This is a genomic window from Rouxiella sp. S1S-2, from assembly GCF_009208105.1.
GTDB lineage: Bacteria > Pseudomonadota > Gammaproteobacteria > Enterobacterales > Enterobacteriaceae > Rouxiella.
In genome coordinates this window covers 155059-170942 of the sequence record NZ_WFKL01000002.1, presented here as the reverse complement: position 1 = coordinate 170942, position 15884 = coordinate 155059, and the positions used below count along the sequence as shown (strand labels likewise).

The window sequence follows — 15884 nt, the reverse complement described above, 5'->3', positions numbered from 1 at the left end:
CACCCTTCGTTCAGGCGCTGGGTGACAGGTTTCTGCTGCCTTAAAATCAGTGGAGCCAGGGAATAACTTCTATAAAACAGTGTGTTAAAGCACCTATAATAAAACCCTACGAGGCTGAAATTATGTCTACCGCCCTATTATTAACCCTTGCCGTAGCGAGCGTACTTATTTTGCTGCTGCTGGTGATTAAAGTAAAAATTCATCCCTTTGTCGCCTTGCTGGTAGTCAGCTTAATCGTGGCGATAAGTACGGGGATCCCTGCCGATGACATTATGAAAGTCATTGTCTCCGGTATGGGAGGATTGCTGGGTTCCATTACAATTATTATCGTATTGGGCGCGATGCTTGGCGCCATTATTGAATCCTCGGGCGGTGCAGAGTCTCTGGCACAAAAATTTACCCATACTCTGGGAATAAAACGCACCGTGGCGGCACTGACCATGGCGGCATTTATTCTCGGTATTCCGGTATTTTTTGAAGTTGGTTTTATTATCGTCATTCCGCTGATCTACGGTTTTGCCAAAGTCGCTAAAGTTTCCCCCATCAAATACGGTCTGCCAATGGCCGGTGTGATGCTGACGGTGCACGTAGCACTGCCAACGCATCCCGGTCCTGCCGCCGCCGCCGGTCTGTTGGGGGCCGATATGGGCTGGTTGATGCTGCTGGGCATAGTCATCTCAATCCCGGTCGGTATCGTTGGGTATTTTGTCGCCCGTTCGATGAATAAAAAACATTATCAGCTGTCAGTCACTGTGCTTGAGCAGTTGCAGCTGGCAAAACCAGAAAGCAGCCCACGCATGACCCAGGATGAGCCGCCGAGCGCCTGGTTGATTTCGACGCTGATTGTGATCCCTATTATTTTGATCGTCGTGGGCACCGTGGCACATACCGCGTTGCCTGCAACCAACCTGCTGCGCCAGCTACTGACGCTAATAGGTACGCCCGCGATTGCTTTACTGATTGCTCTGGCATTGTCTGCATGGTTGCTGGTCCTGCGTCGGGGAACCAGCAGAGAGCGGTTGAGCGAAATTCTTGACCGTGCTATCCCAAGCTCTGCCGGAGTGATCCTGGTGGCCGGAGCAGGGGGCGCGTTTGGTAAGGTGTTGGTAGAGTCTGGCGTGGGTAAGGCACTGGCGATGTCACTTGAAACCATTCATCTGCCATTAATTCCCGCGGCGTTTATTCTTTCACTGGCTTTGCGTGCCTCTCAAGGGTCCGCCACGGTGGCTATTTTAACTACCAGCGGATTATTAACTCAGGCGGTGACGGGGTTAAGCGATACGCAGCTGGTATTAGTGACTCTGTCAGCCTGCTTTGGTGGACTCGGTTTGTCTCACGTCAATGATGCCGGTTTCTGGGTAGTGACGCGTTATCTGGGGCTCTCGGTGGCCGACGGGCTTAAAACCTGGACCGTTCTGACCACCGCGATGGGCCTGACCGGTTTTATCATCGTCTGGGGATTGTCGGCGGTGATGTAAATAGAGCAGCCTGTATGCCACTCCCGACATACAGGCTTTTTTATTAATTGAAGACCATTCCGCGGTCGATAGCACTGATTGTCCGGGCACATAATAAGAGTCAGGGCCAGCAAGATAAGTGACATACCGCGCAATATATTCATGAGACGCTCCATACCCACGGTACATTTCAGGTTCGCTTCGCAATCCAGGGGATCCGAGAGAGCTTGAAAAGAGGGTGATAACGGATGCAAGCAAATTTGGTGTTAGAAACATGCGAAGCAATTTTGCTATCTCAACGTGGTGCCGCATTTGGAAAAAAATTCAGCAGGTTAAAATTTGGGACTGCCTTGATATTTAGGTTCTTTTACATATTGATAGGTTCTGCTAGTAAGTGTTGTTTTTTTTAACTTATGACCTGACGCCGAATGAATCAGAACGATTGTTTTGTAAATATCTAAAGCCGTGGCCAGTTATTGTTGACCACTACTGGCAGCTAAGTGCCAAAAGCGGACTAAGGTAGTACCTTATTTACATAAAGAGTATTGTTTAAAATCAATCGGTTTGATGAGTTAACTTCTCAAGGATTAAAATAATGCCACTGCCGGAAAGAATGAGACCAAGCAAAGTCAGTAGTAACAAAATTAATGAACTTTCAAAAAGTGCTGAAATGATACTTTCTAAAATTGATGGAGGTTCTGATCAAGAAGATCCCATATTAGTAACCATGATGGGCGAATGGAACAACCAGGTTGTATGTCCCTATACTTTTTCTGATTTCAGAGATTTTTCCTCTTGGACCAGTGCCAGGGAATTTACCAGGATGGCCTTTAATCTGGAGAGGTTTTACCCAGACTATACCTGGAGCGAATTGATTCAAACAATCAAATTTATATGTGACTCCGAGGGCAAAGAATCTGAACAAAACTTTGCTCTTTCATTACTTGAGAGGAATTTTAACGGTAATCCATCTGATCTTATTTTTTGGCCAGATAGTTGGTTCCAGAATCCTGAGATGTTACAAGTTGATCTCAGTGTTAAAGAGATTGCTGGGTACTTGATGGCTCGATCAGGTAGGCATTTAACTGACGCTCCAGAGATAGAGTTGATATATCCAATACCTGACAATGGCTGTTTATAAAATAGCCGCCAGTTAGACACATGCTCAGTCATATTACATCAAAATGACGAGTAAGAGCCGACGTCCGCTTTTCGCTCAAAGCCGCCGCGGTCACTGTTAAGGGCGTTTATGTGCCAGAAACGGACGTGGCATTCATCATGTTAAGATTTATTCAGTGAGAAGGGTTCATTCCTGTTTCCAGCTCATAGAGAACTAAAGACCCTAAAAATTATGACATCATTCATGGAGAACCAAGTCATGGATTTCACTATCAGTCCCACTCATCCTGAGCACTTTGACAAACTTCGCGCGATTGAACTGGCTGCTTTTGAAACATTGCGTAATGCAGGTGCGGTTACAGGCGAGGCGGGCGCATGCAGCCTTGAGGAATTGAGCAATTTCAGTCGTAACGGCCTGTTGCTAACGGCCTATACACCTGATTCAGTTCCTGTAGGATTTGTAGCAGGAAAGGTTGAAGACACATGGCTGCACATTGCTGAAATTGATGTGCATCCGCAATGGCAACGCCATGGGATAGGCAGACTGCTTATGCAGAGAATTCTCCATACTGGGCAACAACGCGGTCTGGCTGGGGCCACGCTGACAACAGACAAAATGGTCGCTTTTAATGCCAAATTTTACGGTACATTAGGATTTAATATTGTGGAAGGCCACGCACGACCTCCGCATCTGGTAAGCCTAATCGCTGAAGAGATCTCTATAGGTTTCATTCCGGCGCGACGTATAGCAATGTGGGTTATCTTTTAGGACTCAGGTCCGCTCTTCGCTCAAAACTGACCATTCACATCAGCATGTCTGCTTCGTGCCAAGCGCGGACATCACCAATGCCAACCTTATCCAGCATTCAGACAAATATCTGGAAGTAAGAATAAAATGTTTATGGCATTGTCAGTTGATCTTTATATCCATCCAATACTGCAATTAAATGGTCTGCGATTGCTCTGACTCGCCGTGAACCCGCTAAGTCTGAATGCATCACCAGCCATAATGCCTGATCCAAACCGATATCAGGGTTAACACAATGCAGACCGTTTTTCCTGGCCATAAAATGTGGCAAAACCCCTAAACCTAGGCCAGCTGAAACTGCGGATACCTGTGCCACGAGTGTGTTTGCTTCCACTCTGCACGGCCTGCCGCGAAGCATCCGCGATATCCATCGTGCAGCAGGAAGGTGTTGGTGTGATTCCGACCAGCCCACATAATTAGCGTTATTCAAAGATAAACCAGCGGGTTCATCAGCCAGTATTTTTAGATATGCATCATCACCATATAATCCAAACCCTATGGTTCCGAGACGCTTTAACGTCAGATTCCCGCTGTCAGGCTTGACCATCCTTATTGCTATATCGGCGTCTCTCCGATGCAGATTGACTGACTGAACACCGCTCAGCACTTCCACCCGCAGCTCAGGATGCTTTTCCAGAAGCCCTTTCAGCGAAGGCAGGATAAAATGCGTGGCCAGATTGTCTGATGTTGCCAGCCGGACAAGCCCAGCAACATTACCCTGCAGTTTCGCTGTTTCACCGAAAGCGAGACCCGCATATTCGAGTGCCTCAGCCCGTTCCAGCAGAGCTTCGCCATCATCTGTCAGCCGGTATCCGCTCTGATGCCTGCTGAAAAGTGGTACTGCCAACGACTGTTCAAGCCGGTCCAGCCTTCTTGAAATCGTTGCAATGCCCATTTCCATCGCTTCTGCTGCACCACTCAGCGTACCCGCACGAACGATTGCCAGGAAAATCCGAGTATCATCCCAGTTAAAACCTGTTTTCATATCTTTTTTCCAATTATGGAAAACGGCTCTCCGTTTTCAGGTCTGTTTTATCACTTTCAGCAGGATGATACTGCAGTCCTCACAAGGAGATAAACATGCAAAAACGTACACTGACGTCATCTCTCAACGTATTCGCAATCGGCCTGAGCTGTATGGGTAGGGTGAATTGAATGGGCCGCGTGACGACGACAACTCAATGACAGTTTCGCTGAGCTGAAGCGGCTGCATAACGCCGTATCCGCCATTCCTATTGCCTGAGAACGTGACACGGCAAAAGGAATGAAAGGCGTATTTGCCTGCAACCGGCAAAAAATCTCCTCCGTAAACTTCGCCCAATATCTTTTAAGAGTAATGATTACATGAACGAAACCATTTTAAACGTAAGTCCGGTGCCTGCACGCACCTGGCTAGCAGTAACAGCGCTTGGCATAAGTGCATTTTCAATTGTGACTAGCGAGCTTGCGCCGGTTGGCATGCTCAGCACGTTAGCGAAGGATCTAAATCAGACTGAATCTGGTGCCGGTCTTGTCGTGACCGCATACGGCTGGATTGCCGCACTTGCAGCTCTTCTTTCCGGAGCGATGCCAGCGCGAATTTCGCGAAAGGCTCTGCTTGTTGGCCTGATGCTTATGCTTGGCCTTTCCTGCATTGTGGCAACCCGGGCGCATTCAATGAGCGGATTTATGAGCGCCCGCATGGCGGGTGCATTGGCACACGGCGCTTTCTGGGCATTGATTGGCACCGTGGCCGCACAGCTTGTTCCGGCTGAAAAGCTTGGGCTGGCCACGTCAGTCATTTTTGGCGGCGTTTCGGCTGCCAGCGTTTTGGGTGTACCGCTGTCCAGTTTAATTACAGGCATGACCGGATGGCGCAGTGCGTTTACAGCGATTTCCCTGCTGGCACTGGCTACAGCCTGTGTTTTATTCTGGACGCTCCCTACACTCGCGGCGCCAAAACCACTGAGACTGAGTGTTTATTGCGGGATATTCAAAAATCCGCTGCTCCTTTCTCTCTATGGTGCAACTGCCTGTATTATTTCGGCGCATTTTGCGGCATTCACTTATCTGGAACCCTTGTTGACGAAGAGTCAGGGAGTACCGGCAGCTTCCATTTCAGGTCTGTTGCTGATGTCAGGACTCTCTGGGCTGGTAGGAAATATCATTGCCGGTAAGCTAATTGATCGTCATATCAAAGGGCTCATTTCCATTTCACTGCTCCTGAGTGCGGGCGCGCTAGGCATGCTTGGCATGCTTGGCATGGGGAGCGCAGCACCGCTTCCTTTCTGGTTCACAGGCATGCTGCTCACAATTTGGGGCGCGGGTATCTCAATTGTATTCGTTGGCTTGCAGACATGGCTGCTTCGTAGCGCTGGAGACGCTGCACAACCGGCATCAGCTATTTACGTTGCAATTTTCAATGCAGCGATTGGTACCGGTGCGCTTGCCGGAGGCCAGATGTTAGCCATAATAGGTTTTCAGGGCATGGCCTTACTGGCCGCGAGCGTCTTTCTGTGCAGCATGACACTTGTCTTAATGCTAAAAGTCCCGAGGATAATCTGAACTGAAGGGTTAGGACCGAATTCTAAAAACTGCTTTAACCGGCAGTCATGAAATAAGGGGAGTCAGAAAACGCCCCTTATTATATAGTTAAATTTTATTAGCACTGGAATGCGCCCAGTCCTTTAAACAGTATCTGTATCAAGACGAGGCCAGTAAGAAGCACCCGTTCCTGAAGAGGTCATCGAATCGACAATGTCCGCTTCACGCCCTTTTAGCAGGCTTTGCGTAGGGTATTTTCGTTTTCCAAGTGGCCCTATTTTGACTGACATAAACACTTCACATTTGGTCTCCATGATGAGGCAAAAAAGTGGCCACGGAACCTTAGTCCATTCATGGCTATACGGGGCTATTAGTAAAGGAATGAGTCTTTATGTTTTTCAACAAACTCTTTCCAACGCACCGGTTCTTTACCAGCAATTTCGGGGAAGTTATCAAAAGTGTCATCAACACCTGGAATATCTCTTTCGGCAATACGTCTGAAATTGTCGTATACGCAGGTCATATAGGCCATTTCCGCACCGGCTTCACGCATATTTTCCAGGAAGATTTTGGGGTCCAAAGACTCGTAGCTGAAAGGCTTTCCCACCACCTCGGTCATGATCGCCGCAATTTCATCGTAGGACTTTGCGTCATAACCTAAGCGATAAGTTTTACCACTATGTTTCTCCGGATTTAGCAGCGCTTGAGCGGCCACCGTCGCAACGTCTTCGCCGTCAACCCAGCTGAAGGGGGCATCGCCGGTATACTGCTGGATTACGCCATTTTTAACAGCTTTGGTGCCATCATAGTTCAGCAGATTCTGCATAAAGGCTTCGGGCCGCAGATGCGTGAACGAGAAGCCAGACCACTCTATATAGCGCTCAACCAACTGATGCCAAACCCAGTGAGCTATAGTTGCATCATCTCCACCACAAGCGCCCAAATGCACTACGTGCTTAACACCGGCTCCCTTAGCATTATCCAAAAATACTTTGCTTTGACGTAGCATGTCTACGGTGTATCCCGTTGCCAGAAAAACACGGTCAATTCCTTCCAGCGCCGGTAAAAGTGTTGCGGTTTTATCAAAATCGAGAATAACGGTGCGTATGCCTTGTTCTTCAAAGATTTTGGCTTTTTCCGCTGAACGTACGGCGGCAACCACGATGACTGCGTTTTCTTTAAGTAGGCTACGAAGGGTACTACCACCAATTTGACCTGTAGCACCGGTAATCAAGATGGTTGGTTTTCTATCACTCATATAAACGCCTCATCTATTTAAAACCATTAACCTAATCAGTTAATGAAAAATTATTTTCTTTAAAAATAAGTTTACTTGAAAATAATCTTCCTATTTACGCTATAAATAACTTTGTTTAGTGAATTTAATTCATCAATAAGAGCGTGCCATGTTTTCGTCTGAAAATTTAAAAGGGATTGATTTGTTCGTCTGTGTCGCTGACGCAGGCAGTTTTACCGCCGCGGGTAAAAAAATGAATCTAACAAGTTCAGCAATCAGTAAGGGGATCGCGCGGCTCGAAAGTCGGCTTAAGGTAAAGCTTTTTCAGAGAACCACTCGCACCCTGTCACTGACGGATAAAGGCATTGCTTTCTATCGCACCTGTATGGCGGTGCTGACGGATCTGGAAGAAGCACAATTGTCTATGCAGGCTGAAGATACTGAGCCGAGAGGAAGGATTTGTATCGATCTTCCAGCGGCCTATGGTCGTCTACACGTGTTGCCAGTGATCCTCAAGTTTATTGAAAACTATCCGTTGATTACACCGCATATCTCTTTCTCGGACAGGTTTGTAGACCCGATAGTAGAGGGCATTGACATCATTGTCAGAATTGGCGGTTCCAACATATGGTCGAATGCGCTAGGGCATCGCTATTTGGGCGCGCAGCGCGTGGTATTCTGCGCCTCACCGGCATATATCACAAAATACGGTGAGCCTAAGACGAAGGAAGATTTAGAGGACCATCATTGTATTGTTTACGGCGAAGGCAACGGTAGATTAACCGCCTGGCATTTTGTGGGAGAAAATCCCAATGAAACTGAAAGAAGAGTACTTCCCGGACGGATCGCCGTGGGCGACGGGGAAGGACAGCTGATCGCCGCTCTAGCAGGTCATGGCATCACCCAATTACCAATGTGGTTGATAAAAAGTCAGCTTGAGGAAGGAAGCCTAGTCCAAGTGCTACCCAATCTTGCAACCGACGGACTTGCCATTAATCTGGCATGGCTGAAGAGCCGTCAAGCGTTACCTAAGGTCAGAAAATTACTGGAAATGCTGGCTGAAAATTTGACACCCTCAGGGCATAAATTAAACGACTCATCGCTTTCAAAGAGCTTCAGCGGCCCAACGTTGGAATAGTGGGCCACTAAATCCTTTTGGACTGCTTCGTGCCAATAGCGGACATAAAAGAAATTGCGATACCTTGAGTGGTGAAAAGCCGTTTCCGCTCAGTTTTTAATGTTGAGAGCGGTCTCCTACAGTGAATCCAGCAAATGCTAAAGGAACATTCACTCATTTACTGTATTAACGCCTCTTGCTGGTCGCTGACGCATAGCGCCCGGCGGATATCCATTGATGCGCTTAAAAGCTCTGCTAAACGCTGCCTGTGAGGCATAGCCGAGGCGAAGAGCAACGGTGTCAATTGAGATCTTATCGTGAATAATCCAGTGACCTGCGATGCGCATTCGCACCTCCCTTGCATAGCGCAGGGGAGGTATGCCGATGATTGATTTGAAGCGTTCAGCAAAAACAGAACGTGACACATGTGACTGTGCAGCAAGTTCAGCAACAGACCACTCCCGACCCGTATCGCGATGAATGGCCAGAATTGCACGGGCGAGTCGTGGATCACGTAACGCAGCGATCAGGCCAGCTGCGTTCTCGCTGCCGTTTTCGATCCATCCACGCACAATCATGGCAGCCGCCACTTCTGCGAGGCGGGCCAGAATGCCCGCGAAGCCAGCGCGTCCGGAACAGATTTCAAATTTCATCGCGCCCAGAATGGGAACCAGCCCCGGATAGATCTGTTCATTTGCCTCAACCACTATGGCTTGCGGCATCAGTTTACCAAGACCCTGCATTCCACCGAGATCGAACTCCATACAGCCATAAAACAGAACCGTGCTGGGTGTCGGATGCGAACTCGGGCAAGTATTGATTCCGCTGACGGCCTCGCCTAAAGGAGCAGAGCCTAACGTGTCGATATGTTGAAATGAACAGCTGACATCCGATACAAGCTGATGATCCTCACCCTGCGGCATGAATACCATGCTGCCGGCTTTCAGTTCGTGCAATGTACCATCGTGTGTGCGAAGCAGAGCAGTACCTACAGCGATGTAATGAAAATAGGCATGTCCCGGTCTGTTGCTAAAACCGACGCCAAACTCAGAGCCAGTCTGTAAACGGCGATACTGCACGCCACGCAGACGCATTTCCAGCAGCAATTCACTGATGAGCTCGGATGAAAGGGCAAAATGTTTATTAACATGCATAATCGGAGTTTCGGGTAAAAAATCAGGATGTGGCATCATAGATCGTCCCGCGACTCAACTCTAGACTAAGCGTTATAATTTTTCTCCAAGTAGAGTGTGTTATGAGAAATGAAGCAACTGAAGCTGTATCCGCGAGTTTGAATAGTTCGGAACCCAAAGAATCCGCATGGATGGCCGTTATTTCACTGACTATGGGTGTGTTTGGCTTGCTGACTGCAGAATATCTTCCTGCCAGCCTGTTGACCCCCATGGCTGCCGATCTCGGTGTGACCGAAGCTCTTGCTGGTCAGGCTGTGACGGTAACGGCTGTGGTGGCCCTGTTTGCTGGTCTGATGGTTCCCCGCCTGACGCGTAATTATGATCGCCGAAATGTTTTGCTTGGTTTTACCGTGCTGATGATTGCCTCCAACCTGCTGGTCGCACTTTCATCCAGTCTGGCTGTTCTGTTAGTCATGCGCATTTTGTTGGGCATCGCGCTGGGAGGCTTCTGGAGTATGGCTGCGGCCGTCGCTATGCGGCTGGTCCCTGCTAAAAGCGTCCCGCGGGCTCTCTCCATTATTTTTAGCGGTATTGCTGTCGGTACCGTAGTTTCGATCCCGCTGGGGAGCTATTTGGGTGGGCTTTATGGTTGGCGTAGTGCTTTTATCGCTGCAACCGCAGTAGGGGTGCTGACACTGATTTTTCAGCTGTTTACCCTTCCTGGAATGGCTCCGCGTAGAATGATGACAACAGCATCTGTCATGGATTTACTCCGTCGCCCAGGCATTGCGATGGGAATGACGGGGTGTGTGATTGCGCATACTGGGCAGTATGCGCTGTTTACCTATATTCGTCCGGCTCTTGAAAATATTGCCCAACTTGATGTGGATCGTTTGTCTTTGATACTGCTTGGATTTGGCATCGCTAATTTTATCGGTACGCTGCTAACCGGGTGGCTGATGGAGAGAAGCCTGCGTCTCACACTGATACTCATGCCAGCGCTTGTCGGTTTTGCGGCATTAAGCATGATTTTGCTGCCACTAGAGGAAAAAGGATTGATGTTGTTCGTCGCGTTATGGGGGATGGCATTTGGTGGCGTACCCGTTGCGTGGTCAAACTGGGTAGCGCGTTCCGTTCCCGATCAGGCTGAAACCGCTGGCGGCATGGTAGTCGCAGCAGTTCAGTCCTCAATTGCGGCGGGTGCTGCGTTGGGAGGATTACTCTTTGGTATCAGCGGCGTAACAGGTGTTTTCATCACCGCTGGTTGCATAATGTTTTTTGCCACGCTCGTTATTGGACTAAAGGTGAGGGTCGTGCTGACCTGACCCCTTCCCCTGTAACAACGTTTCAATGAAGGCCAGTTGAACCAGGTGGCTGGCCTGAAAAACAGCGAGATTTCCTCCTCCCTTTCCGCTCTATTTGTTGTCCGCTAGTCGTTGTCAGCAGGCCTTGAGCGTCAAGTGTTTGTCTGCTGTGTGCCAAAAGCTGACTCTAGTCAAGGACATTATAGAGAGAGGCAAGCCTAAAAAATCCGCGCCGTTTGTCAGCTACCTTGCGAAGGAGTAAACACGCCACGAAAGCGCATTTTACCGGAGACAAGGCGATTATATGCTTCGGGTGCCTGATCAAGAGAGAAGGTCTCGACAATCGGCTTAACTTTACCTTTTGCTGCAAGGTCAAGCACCTCGCTGAGGTAGTGTTGCCCACCATGTGTTGAGCCAATCACTCTTTGCCGCATCATGTGGAATGGCACACCATCAGATGAGATCGAGAATGGCTTTGTGAAGTCGAGCCCGCAGAGGACCACCCGGCCGTCCGTTTTCAGTCCGGTGATCGCTGCCCCGGCCGCACTGAAATCGTTTGTGGTCACAAGCAGGATGTCCGCGCCTCCAATATCTCGAAGTTCATTGCCGTTGGCAACAACTTGGTCAGCCCCTAACTGGGTAGCCAGTTCTCTCTTGTCCGGTGAATGTGTAATAGCAATGGTTTCGAACCCACATGCCTTGGATAACTGCAAAGCTATGTGCCCCAAGCCGCCAATACCCACAACAGCGATTTTATCGCGTGGCTGTGGCACAGCGTCGCGCAGACCGCTCCAAGTGGTATACCCCGCACACATCATCGGGGCGGCATCAACGTAACCCAGTCCTTCGGGCAACAATACTGTCCCTTCGGCGGCGATAGCGATGTACTCTGCATGGCCTCCTTGTAACGCAAATCCCGTGGTGCCAGGGTCGTTACAATTCATCGCAGTCTGACCGGTCAAAGGACGGTTTTCTCTGCAGTATGGGCAACGACCGCACGCGGATTGAACCCAGGTCGTTCCTACCCGGTCTCCTACCCTACGAGTACGCACTCCAGCGCCAACCTCGACAATTTCACCAACAACTTCATGCCCCGGCGTTTGAGGATAGATATCACCACCATATCCTTGGGTTGCCCATACGTCGGTGTAACACATTCCCGAGGCGTGAATTTTCACAAGTACCTGACCCGGTTCCGTCTTAGGAATAGGCACTTCTTGAACTTCCCAAGGGCGATTGGCCCCCGTCATCACTATTGCTTTCATTTTCATTACTTTCACCTTGTTTCATTTGGAGTGTTGGAGTGACTCATGCACCGAGGAAACTGGCGTAATGAAATGTCCTTAAGACAATTACCAGTCAGGAAGGGACTCAATGGTGAGCTGTAGTTTCAGATTTTTACACTGAAGACTCAGCTTATGGAGGGTTGACTATTAAAACAATCCGCTTAATGATTGATGATATGATGAAAGCAATTCACCAATTAAAAGGCAACGATCTGTCGGGGTTCGCCGCATTTCTGGCGGTGGCGACCCATCGAAGCTTCCGCAGCGCCGCAATTCAGCTCAACATGACACCCTCGGCGATCAGTCATTCGATTAAGGTTCTCGAGGAGCGGTTAAGCGTTCGGCTCTTTAATCGAACAACTCGCAGTGTGTCTCTTACTGAGGCAGGAGAACGCCTCGCTACGAAATTGCGTCCGGCGATGGACTCACTAGAAGAAGCTATCAGAGAACTTGATGGTAGTAGTCAGGATCCCAGGGGTATGGTGCGGATTAATGCAAGTGAAGGAGCTATTCGTTTAGTTCTAAAACCCGTTCTTGCGAGCTTTCTTCGCCAATTTCCACTAGTTCATCTCGACATAGTCAGTGATGGTAGGCTCAGCGACATCGTTGCAGACGGCTTCGATGCTGGAATCCGATTGGCAGAGAGTGTACCTAAAGATATGGTTGCAGTACCGGTCATGGGGCAAGTGCGGTTCGCAGCCATTGCGTCCCCGGACTACTTCAAACAGCGAGGACAGCCTGTCGAGCCTCAAGATCTTAATGATCACAATTGTATCCGCTTCAGATTTGAAAGTGGCGCGATATATCGTTGGGAATTTGAACGGCATGGAGTTGTCGAAAGAATTAACGTCACCGGTTCCCTAACATTGAGCGATCAGCCGTTGATGGTAGAAGCTGCAATTGATGGTATAGGAATCGCTTTCGTGCCTGATCATCTTGCGGCAGAGGCGCTGAACGATGGTCGCCTCGAACGATGTCTTGAAGACTGGTGTCCGGAATATCCAGGACTGTGTCTTTACTATTCGGGCCATCGGCATGTCTCATCTGCCCTGCGAGCGCTAATCAATACTCTCACTGGCAAGATATAAACTCATAGTGCCTAATCTGCGCGTGTACCTGTCCTTCAATCACAACAAGTACAACAATATTAGGGCAGCTTTTCGCTCATAAGGGACAACCATACTCAAATCTCCCACATTGCAGGAGATTTGAGTATGAACACTTCATCGTGGAACAAAGGCCGTATCGTAGGCCAAAAAAGACCACTTCAGATATCTCATATCTGGGGGATCCGAATCAGGCTTGAACTGGAAGGTAAGACGCGCGATTTGGCTCTGTTCAATATGGCCCTGGACAGTAAGCTACGAGGCTGCGATCTGGTAAAACTTAAAGTATCTGATGTTGCATATGGTAGTTCTGTTTCAAGCAGGGCAACGGTGTTGCAGCAGAAAACCGGTAGCCCTGTCCAATTTGAGATAACCAAAGGGACAAGAGAAGCTGTTACTGCATTGATAAAACTTGGTAATTTACATAGTAATGACTTCTTGTTTCGATCCCGGGTCGGTACTAACCAGCACATATCAACCCGGCAATACAACCGGATTTTTCATGGGTGGGTAGCAAAGCTTGGTCTCGACGATTCGCTTTACAGCACACATTCCATGAGAAGAACAAAACCTTACCTTATCTACAAGAAAACTAAGAATCTCAGGGTGATCCAACTTCTGTTGGGCCATAGGAAACTGGAAAGCACAGTCCGTTATCTGGGCATTGAAGTCGATGATGCATTAGAGATCTCTGAATCGATTGAAGTCTAAGGTTGTCAGGGCTGCAATAGCAGCCCTGTGCCAGAAGCGGAAGTTCGACTTTTATACAGATCCTAAACACAACGTTTTCTCCGCGCAAAAAAACTTCTTAAAAAATATCGAATCTGACGCCCTGCACAGGCGTCAGAGAGGCAGCGCGCGATCTTTCACGACCGTTTTCATAACCAGCGTTGAGATAAGTCGCTGCACGCCTGACATACCGGAGAGTTTGTCATCATACAACTGCTGAAAAGCCTGCAGGTCCAGGGTGATAACATGAAGCAGATAATCCGGATCGCCAAACAGTCGCTGCGCCTGGATAATTTGCGGTATCTCTTTTACTGCCGCCTCGAAGGCACTGACCGCCTGTCGGTCTCCCTCGCGCAGAGTAACGAAGACTAAGGCTGAAAAGTTCAGTCCGACTCTGGACGGATCGAGATACGCCCGGTAGCCGCTGATCACGCCTTCCTGTTCAAGCGCTCTGACACGACGCTGACAGGATGACAGGCTGATCCCAACCCGTTCTGCCAAGTCAGTAAGCGAAAGTCTACCGTCCTGCTGAAGCTCAGCAAGAATATTGCAATCAATCTTATCCATTACTTAAAACCTCCCGATATTTAACGTTTTTAAGTTTATTATGAAAGCACATCCCGCATAAAAAGCGATATTCTTTCTTAACTTTTAAACAAATATGCAGGTAAAGGTTTCTCTATATGCAGGTTTCAGACGTTTATAAAGGGTCGGTCAGAGATCGGGTCAATAAGGATAACGGCGCATGTCACTGAGTATGTTCGCCGCGTTCTGGGCTGTTTCCGCGCTTTTTGTTATCACGCCCGGTGCTGACTGGGCTTACGCCATTTCAGCCGGCATCAAGGGACGCCGTGTTGTACCAGCAGTTGCCGGTATGCTGAGCGGCCATCTTGTTGCAACACTTATAGTGGCAGCGGGAGTCGGCTCGGTCATTGCGGGAGCGCCGGGCGTACTGTCCGTTCTGACCGTGGCCGGGGCTGGCTATCTGCTCTGGCTCGGCATAGGCATGTTACGCCACCCGTCCGCACCGGCGGCGGGGCAGAGTGACGATGCCGGTTCGCGACTAAAGTGGGCGCTCAAGGGCTTTTGCATCAGCGGGCTTAATCCAAAGGTCTTTCTGCTGTTTCTGGCTCTGCTGCCACAGTTCACCGACGTCCACGCCGCCTGGCCGCTTTCGCTGCAGATGATAGCGCTGGGGCTAGTACATGTGATCAGTTGCGGCGTGGTCTATCTGCTTGTGGGCTATGGCTTCGGCACGGTGCTTCGGACGCGCCCGCGCGCGGCGCAGAATGTCAGCCGGATTTCGGGAGGCCTGATGATTATTATTGCGGCCCTGCTGTTGGCAGAACAGTTTCTCTGACGCACGGACATACAGGATAATTAACAACATATCATGCAGCAGATACCCTATATGTGCTACGGCATGCCGAGGCTCGAAGGCGACTGGCGGCTCGAGAAATACAATTAAGCGTTGTGAAAGTCGGTACTATCGTACCCGCAACAACATTTAATAACGCAACGAGTTAGCAGAGAACACCATGCCATCAATCACTCTGACATACCTGAAAAACCTCAAGCAGCGCAGTGAGAAGATCACCATGCTCACCTGCTACGACGCCACGTTTGCCCACGAGCTGAGCACGGCGGGTGTTGAGATGCTCCTCATCGGCGATACGTTAGGGATGATTTTGCAGGGCAATGACAGCACCCTGCCGGTCAAACTGGAAGATATGGTTTATCACACGACCTGCGTAAAGCGCGGAAACAACGGTGGCTTCATCATCGCTGACCTTTCTTTCATGACCTGCTCCTCGCCAGAGCAAGCCCTGCACAGCTCGGCGCAGCTGATGCAGGCGGGTGCGCAGATGGTCAAGATCGAGGGCGGGGAGTGGTTGTGTGACACGGTGCATCAACTGACGCGCAACGGCATACCTGTGTGTGTCAAGAGCGGACATGACCCCTATTAAACCTCTGGTTACTCCAAATCTGACTCGTAACCGTCCAGGAGAATAGGGCCTCTTCATTCGAAGTTTCCTGGCATTTGTGAAAATAAATGAGTGTGCTT

Annotated in this window: 16 protein-coding genes; 10 read left to right on the top strand and 6 right to left on the bottom strand. The window is 49.3% G+C overall.

All coding sequences use genetic code 11. The features are described from left to right. Positions 1-122: 122 nt before the first annotated feature. The 3 genes from GA565_RS24535 to GA565_RS24525 all read left to right on the top strand — a co-directional run bounded on the left by GA565_RS24535 (position 123) and on the right by GA565_RS24525 (position 3345). Complete coding sequence (locus GA565_RS24535; protein ID WP_152201964.1) at positions 123-1478, top strand: GntP family transporter; 1356 nt, start codon at positions 123-125, stop codon at positions 1476-1478. A 574-nt stretch (positions 1479-2052) separates the two neighbouring features. Continuing rightward, positions 2053-2598 carry a hypothetical protein gene (locus GA565_RS24530; protein WP_152201962.1) on the top strand — a complete coding sequence of 182 codons (546 nt, stop codon included), beginning with the start codon at positions 2053-2055 and terminating at the stop codon, positions 2596-2598. Between the two features lie 237 nt (positions 2599-2835). Further along, positions 2836-3345, top strand: a complete 510-nt coding sequence (locus tag GA565_RS24525) for a GNAT family N-acetyltransferase (protein WP_152201960.1) — start codon at positions 2836-2838, stop codon at positions 3343-3345. 130 nt (positions 3346-3475) lie between these two features. Here GA565_RS24525 and GA565_RS24520 read toward each other — a convergent pair whose 3' ends face one another. Continuing rightward, on the bottom strand, positions 3476-4369 hold the full coding sequence (locus tag GA565_RS24520) for a LysR family transcriptional regulator (RefSeq protein ID WP_152201959.1): 894 nt from the start codon (positions 4367-4369) through the stop codon (positions 3476-3478). Positions 4370-4728: 359 nt separating this feature from the next. On the opposite strand from GA565_RS24520, the gene GA565_RS24515 reads away from it, so the two are divergent. Beyond that, positions 4729-5928, top strand: coding sequence for an MFS transporter (locus tag GA565_RS24515; protein ID WP_152201957.1), 1200 nt, complete (start codon positions 4729-4731; stop codon positions 5926-5928). Between the two features lie 122 nt (positions 5929-6050). Here the strand turns inward: GA565_RS24515 and GA565_RS24715 are convergent, their stop codons facing one another. Further along, positions 6051-6197: a hypothetical protein gene (locus GA565_RS24715; protein WP_193312019.1), complete on the bottom strand. Its 147-nt coding sequence runs from the start codon at positions 6195-6197 to the stop codon at positions 6051-6053. A gap of 80 nt (positions 6198-6277) precedes the next feature. Beyond that, positions 6278-7165 (bottom strand): SDR family oxidoreductase, encoded by an 888-nt coding sequence (locus GA565_RS24510; protein WP_152201955.1) that lies wholly within the window; start codon positions 7163-7165, stop codon positions 6278-6280. Between the two features lie 148 nt (positions 7166-7313). On the opposite strand from GA565_RS24510, the gene GA565_RS24505 reads away from it, so the two are divergent. Next, positions 7314-8282, top strand: coding sequence for a LysR family transcriptional regulator (locus GA565_RS24505; RefSeq protein ID WP_152201954.1), 969 nt, complete (start codon positions 7314-7316; stop codon positions 8280-8282). Positions 8283-8431: 149 nt separating this feature from the next. Here GA565_RS24505 and GA565_RS24500 read toward each other — a convergent pair whose 3' ends face one another. Next, a complete protein-coding gene (locus tag GA565_RS24500) occupies positions 8432-9454 on the bottom strand; it encodes an AraC family transcriptional regulator (RefSeq protein ID WP_152201952.1) in 1023 nt (340 codons plus the stop codon). 62 nt (positions 9455-9516) lie between these two features. Between GA565_RS24500 and GA565_RS24495 the strand changes: the two genes are divergently transcribed. Then, complete coding sequence (locus tag GA565_RS24495) at positions 9517-10719, top strand: MFS transporter (protein WP_152201951.1); 1203 nt, start codon at positions 9517-9519, stop codon at positions 10717-10719. A gap of 218 nt (positions 10720-10937) precedes the next feature. On the opposite strand, the gene GA565_RS24490 is transcribed toward GA565_RS24495, so the two are convergent. Continuing rightward, on the bottom strand, positions 10938-11969 hold the full coding sequence (locus tag GA565_RS24490) for an alcohol dehydrogenase catalytic domain-containing protein (protein WP_226951072.1): 1032 nt from the start codon (positions 11967-11969) through the stop codon (positions 10938-10940). 191 nt (positions 11970-12160) lie between these two features. Here GA565_RS24490 and GA565_RS24485 point away from each other — a divergent pair, with 191 nt between their 5' ends. Together GA565_RS24485 and GA565_RS24480 are read left to right on the top strand one after the other, a co-directional pair. Continuing rightward, positions 12161-13072, top strand: coding sequence for a LysR family transcriptional regulator (locus GA565_RS24485; protein WP_152201997.1), 912 nt, complete (start codon positions 12161-12163; stop codon positions 13070-13072). Positions 13073-13198: 126 nt separating this feature from the next. After that, the gene (locus GA565_RS24480) at positions 13199-13801 is read left to right on the top strand and encodes a site-specific integrase (RefSeq protein WP_152201949.1); all 603 of its coding nucleotides are present in this window, start codon (positions 13199-13201) and stop codon (positions 13799-13801) included. 132 nt (positions 13802-13933) lie between these two features. Here GA565_RS24480 and GA565_RS24475 read toward each other — a convergent pair whose 3' ends face one another. Next, positions 13934-14386, bottom strand: a complete 453-nt coding sequence (locus GA565_RS24475; protein WP_152201947.1) for an Lrp/AsnC family transcriptional regulator — start codon at positions 14384-14386, stop codon at positions 13934-13936. Positions 14387-14564: 178 nt separating this feature from the next. Here GA565_RS24475 and GA565_RS24470 point away from each other — a divergent pair, with 178 nt between their 5' ends. Together GA565_RS24470 and GA565_RS24465 are read left to right on the top strand one after the other, a co-directional pair. Continuing rightward, positions 14565-15179, top strand: coding sequence for a LysE family translocator (locus GA565_RS24470; RefSeq protein WP_152201946.1), 615 nt, complete (start codon positions 14565-14567; stop codon positions 15177-15179). A gap of 178 nt (positions 15180-15357) precedes the next feature. Continuing rightward, complete coding sequence (locus tag GA565_RS24465) at positions 15358-15786, top strand: 3-methyl-2-oxobutanoate hydroxymethyltransferase (RefSeq protein ID WP_152201944.1); 429 nt, start codon at positions 15358-15360, stop codon at positions 15784-15786. The last annotated feature ends 98 nt before the right edge of the window (positions 15787-15884 follow it).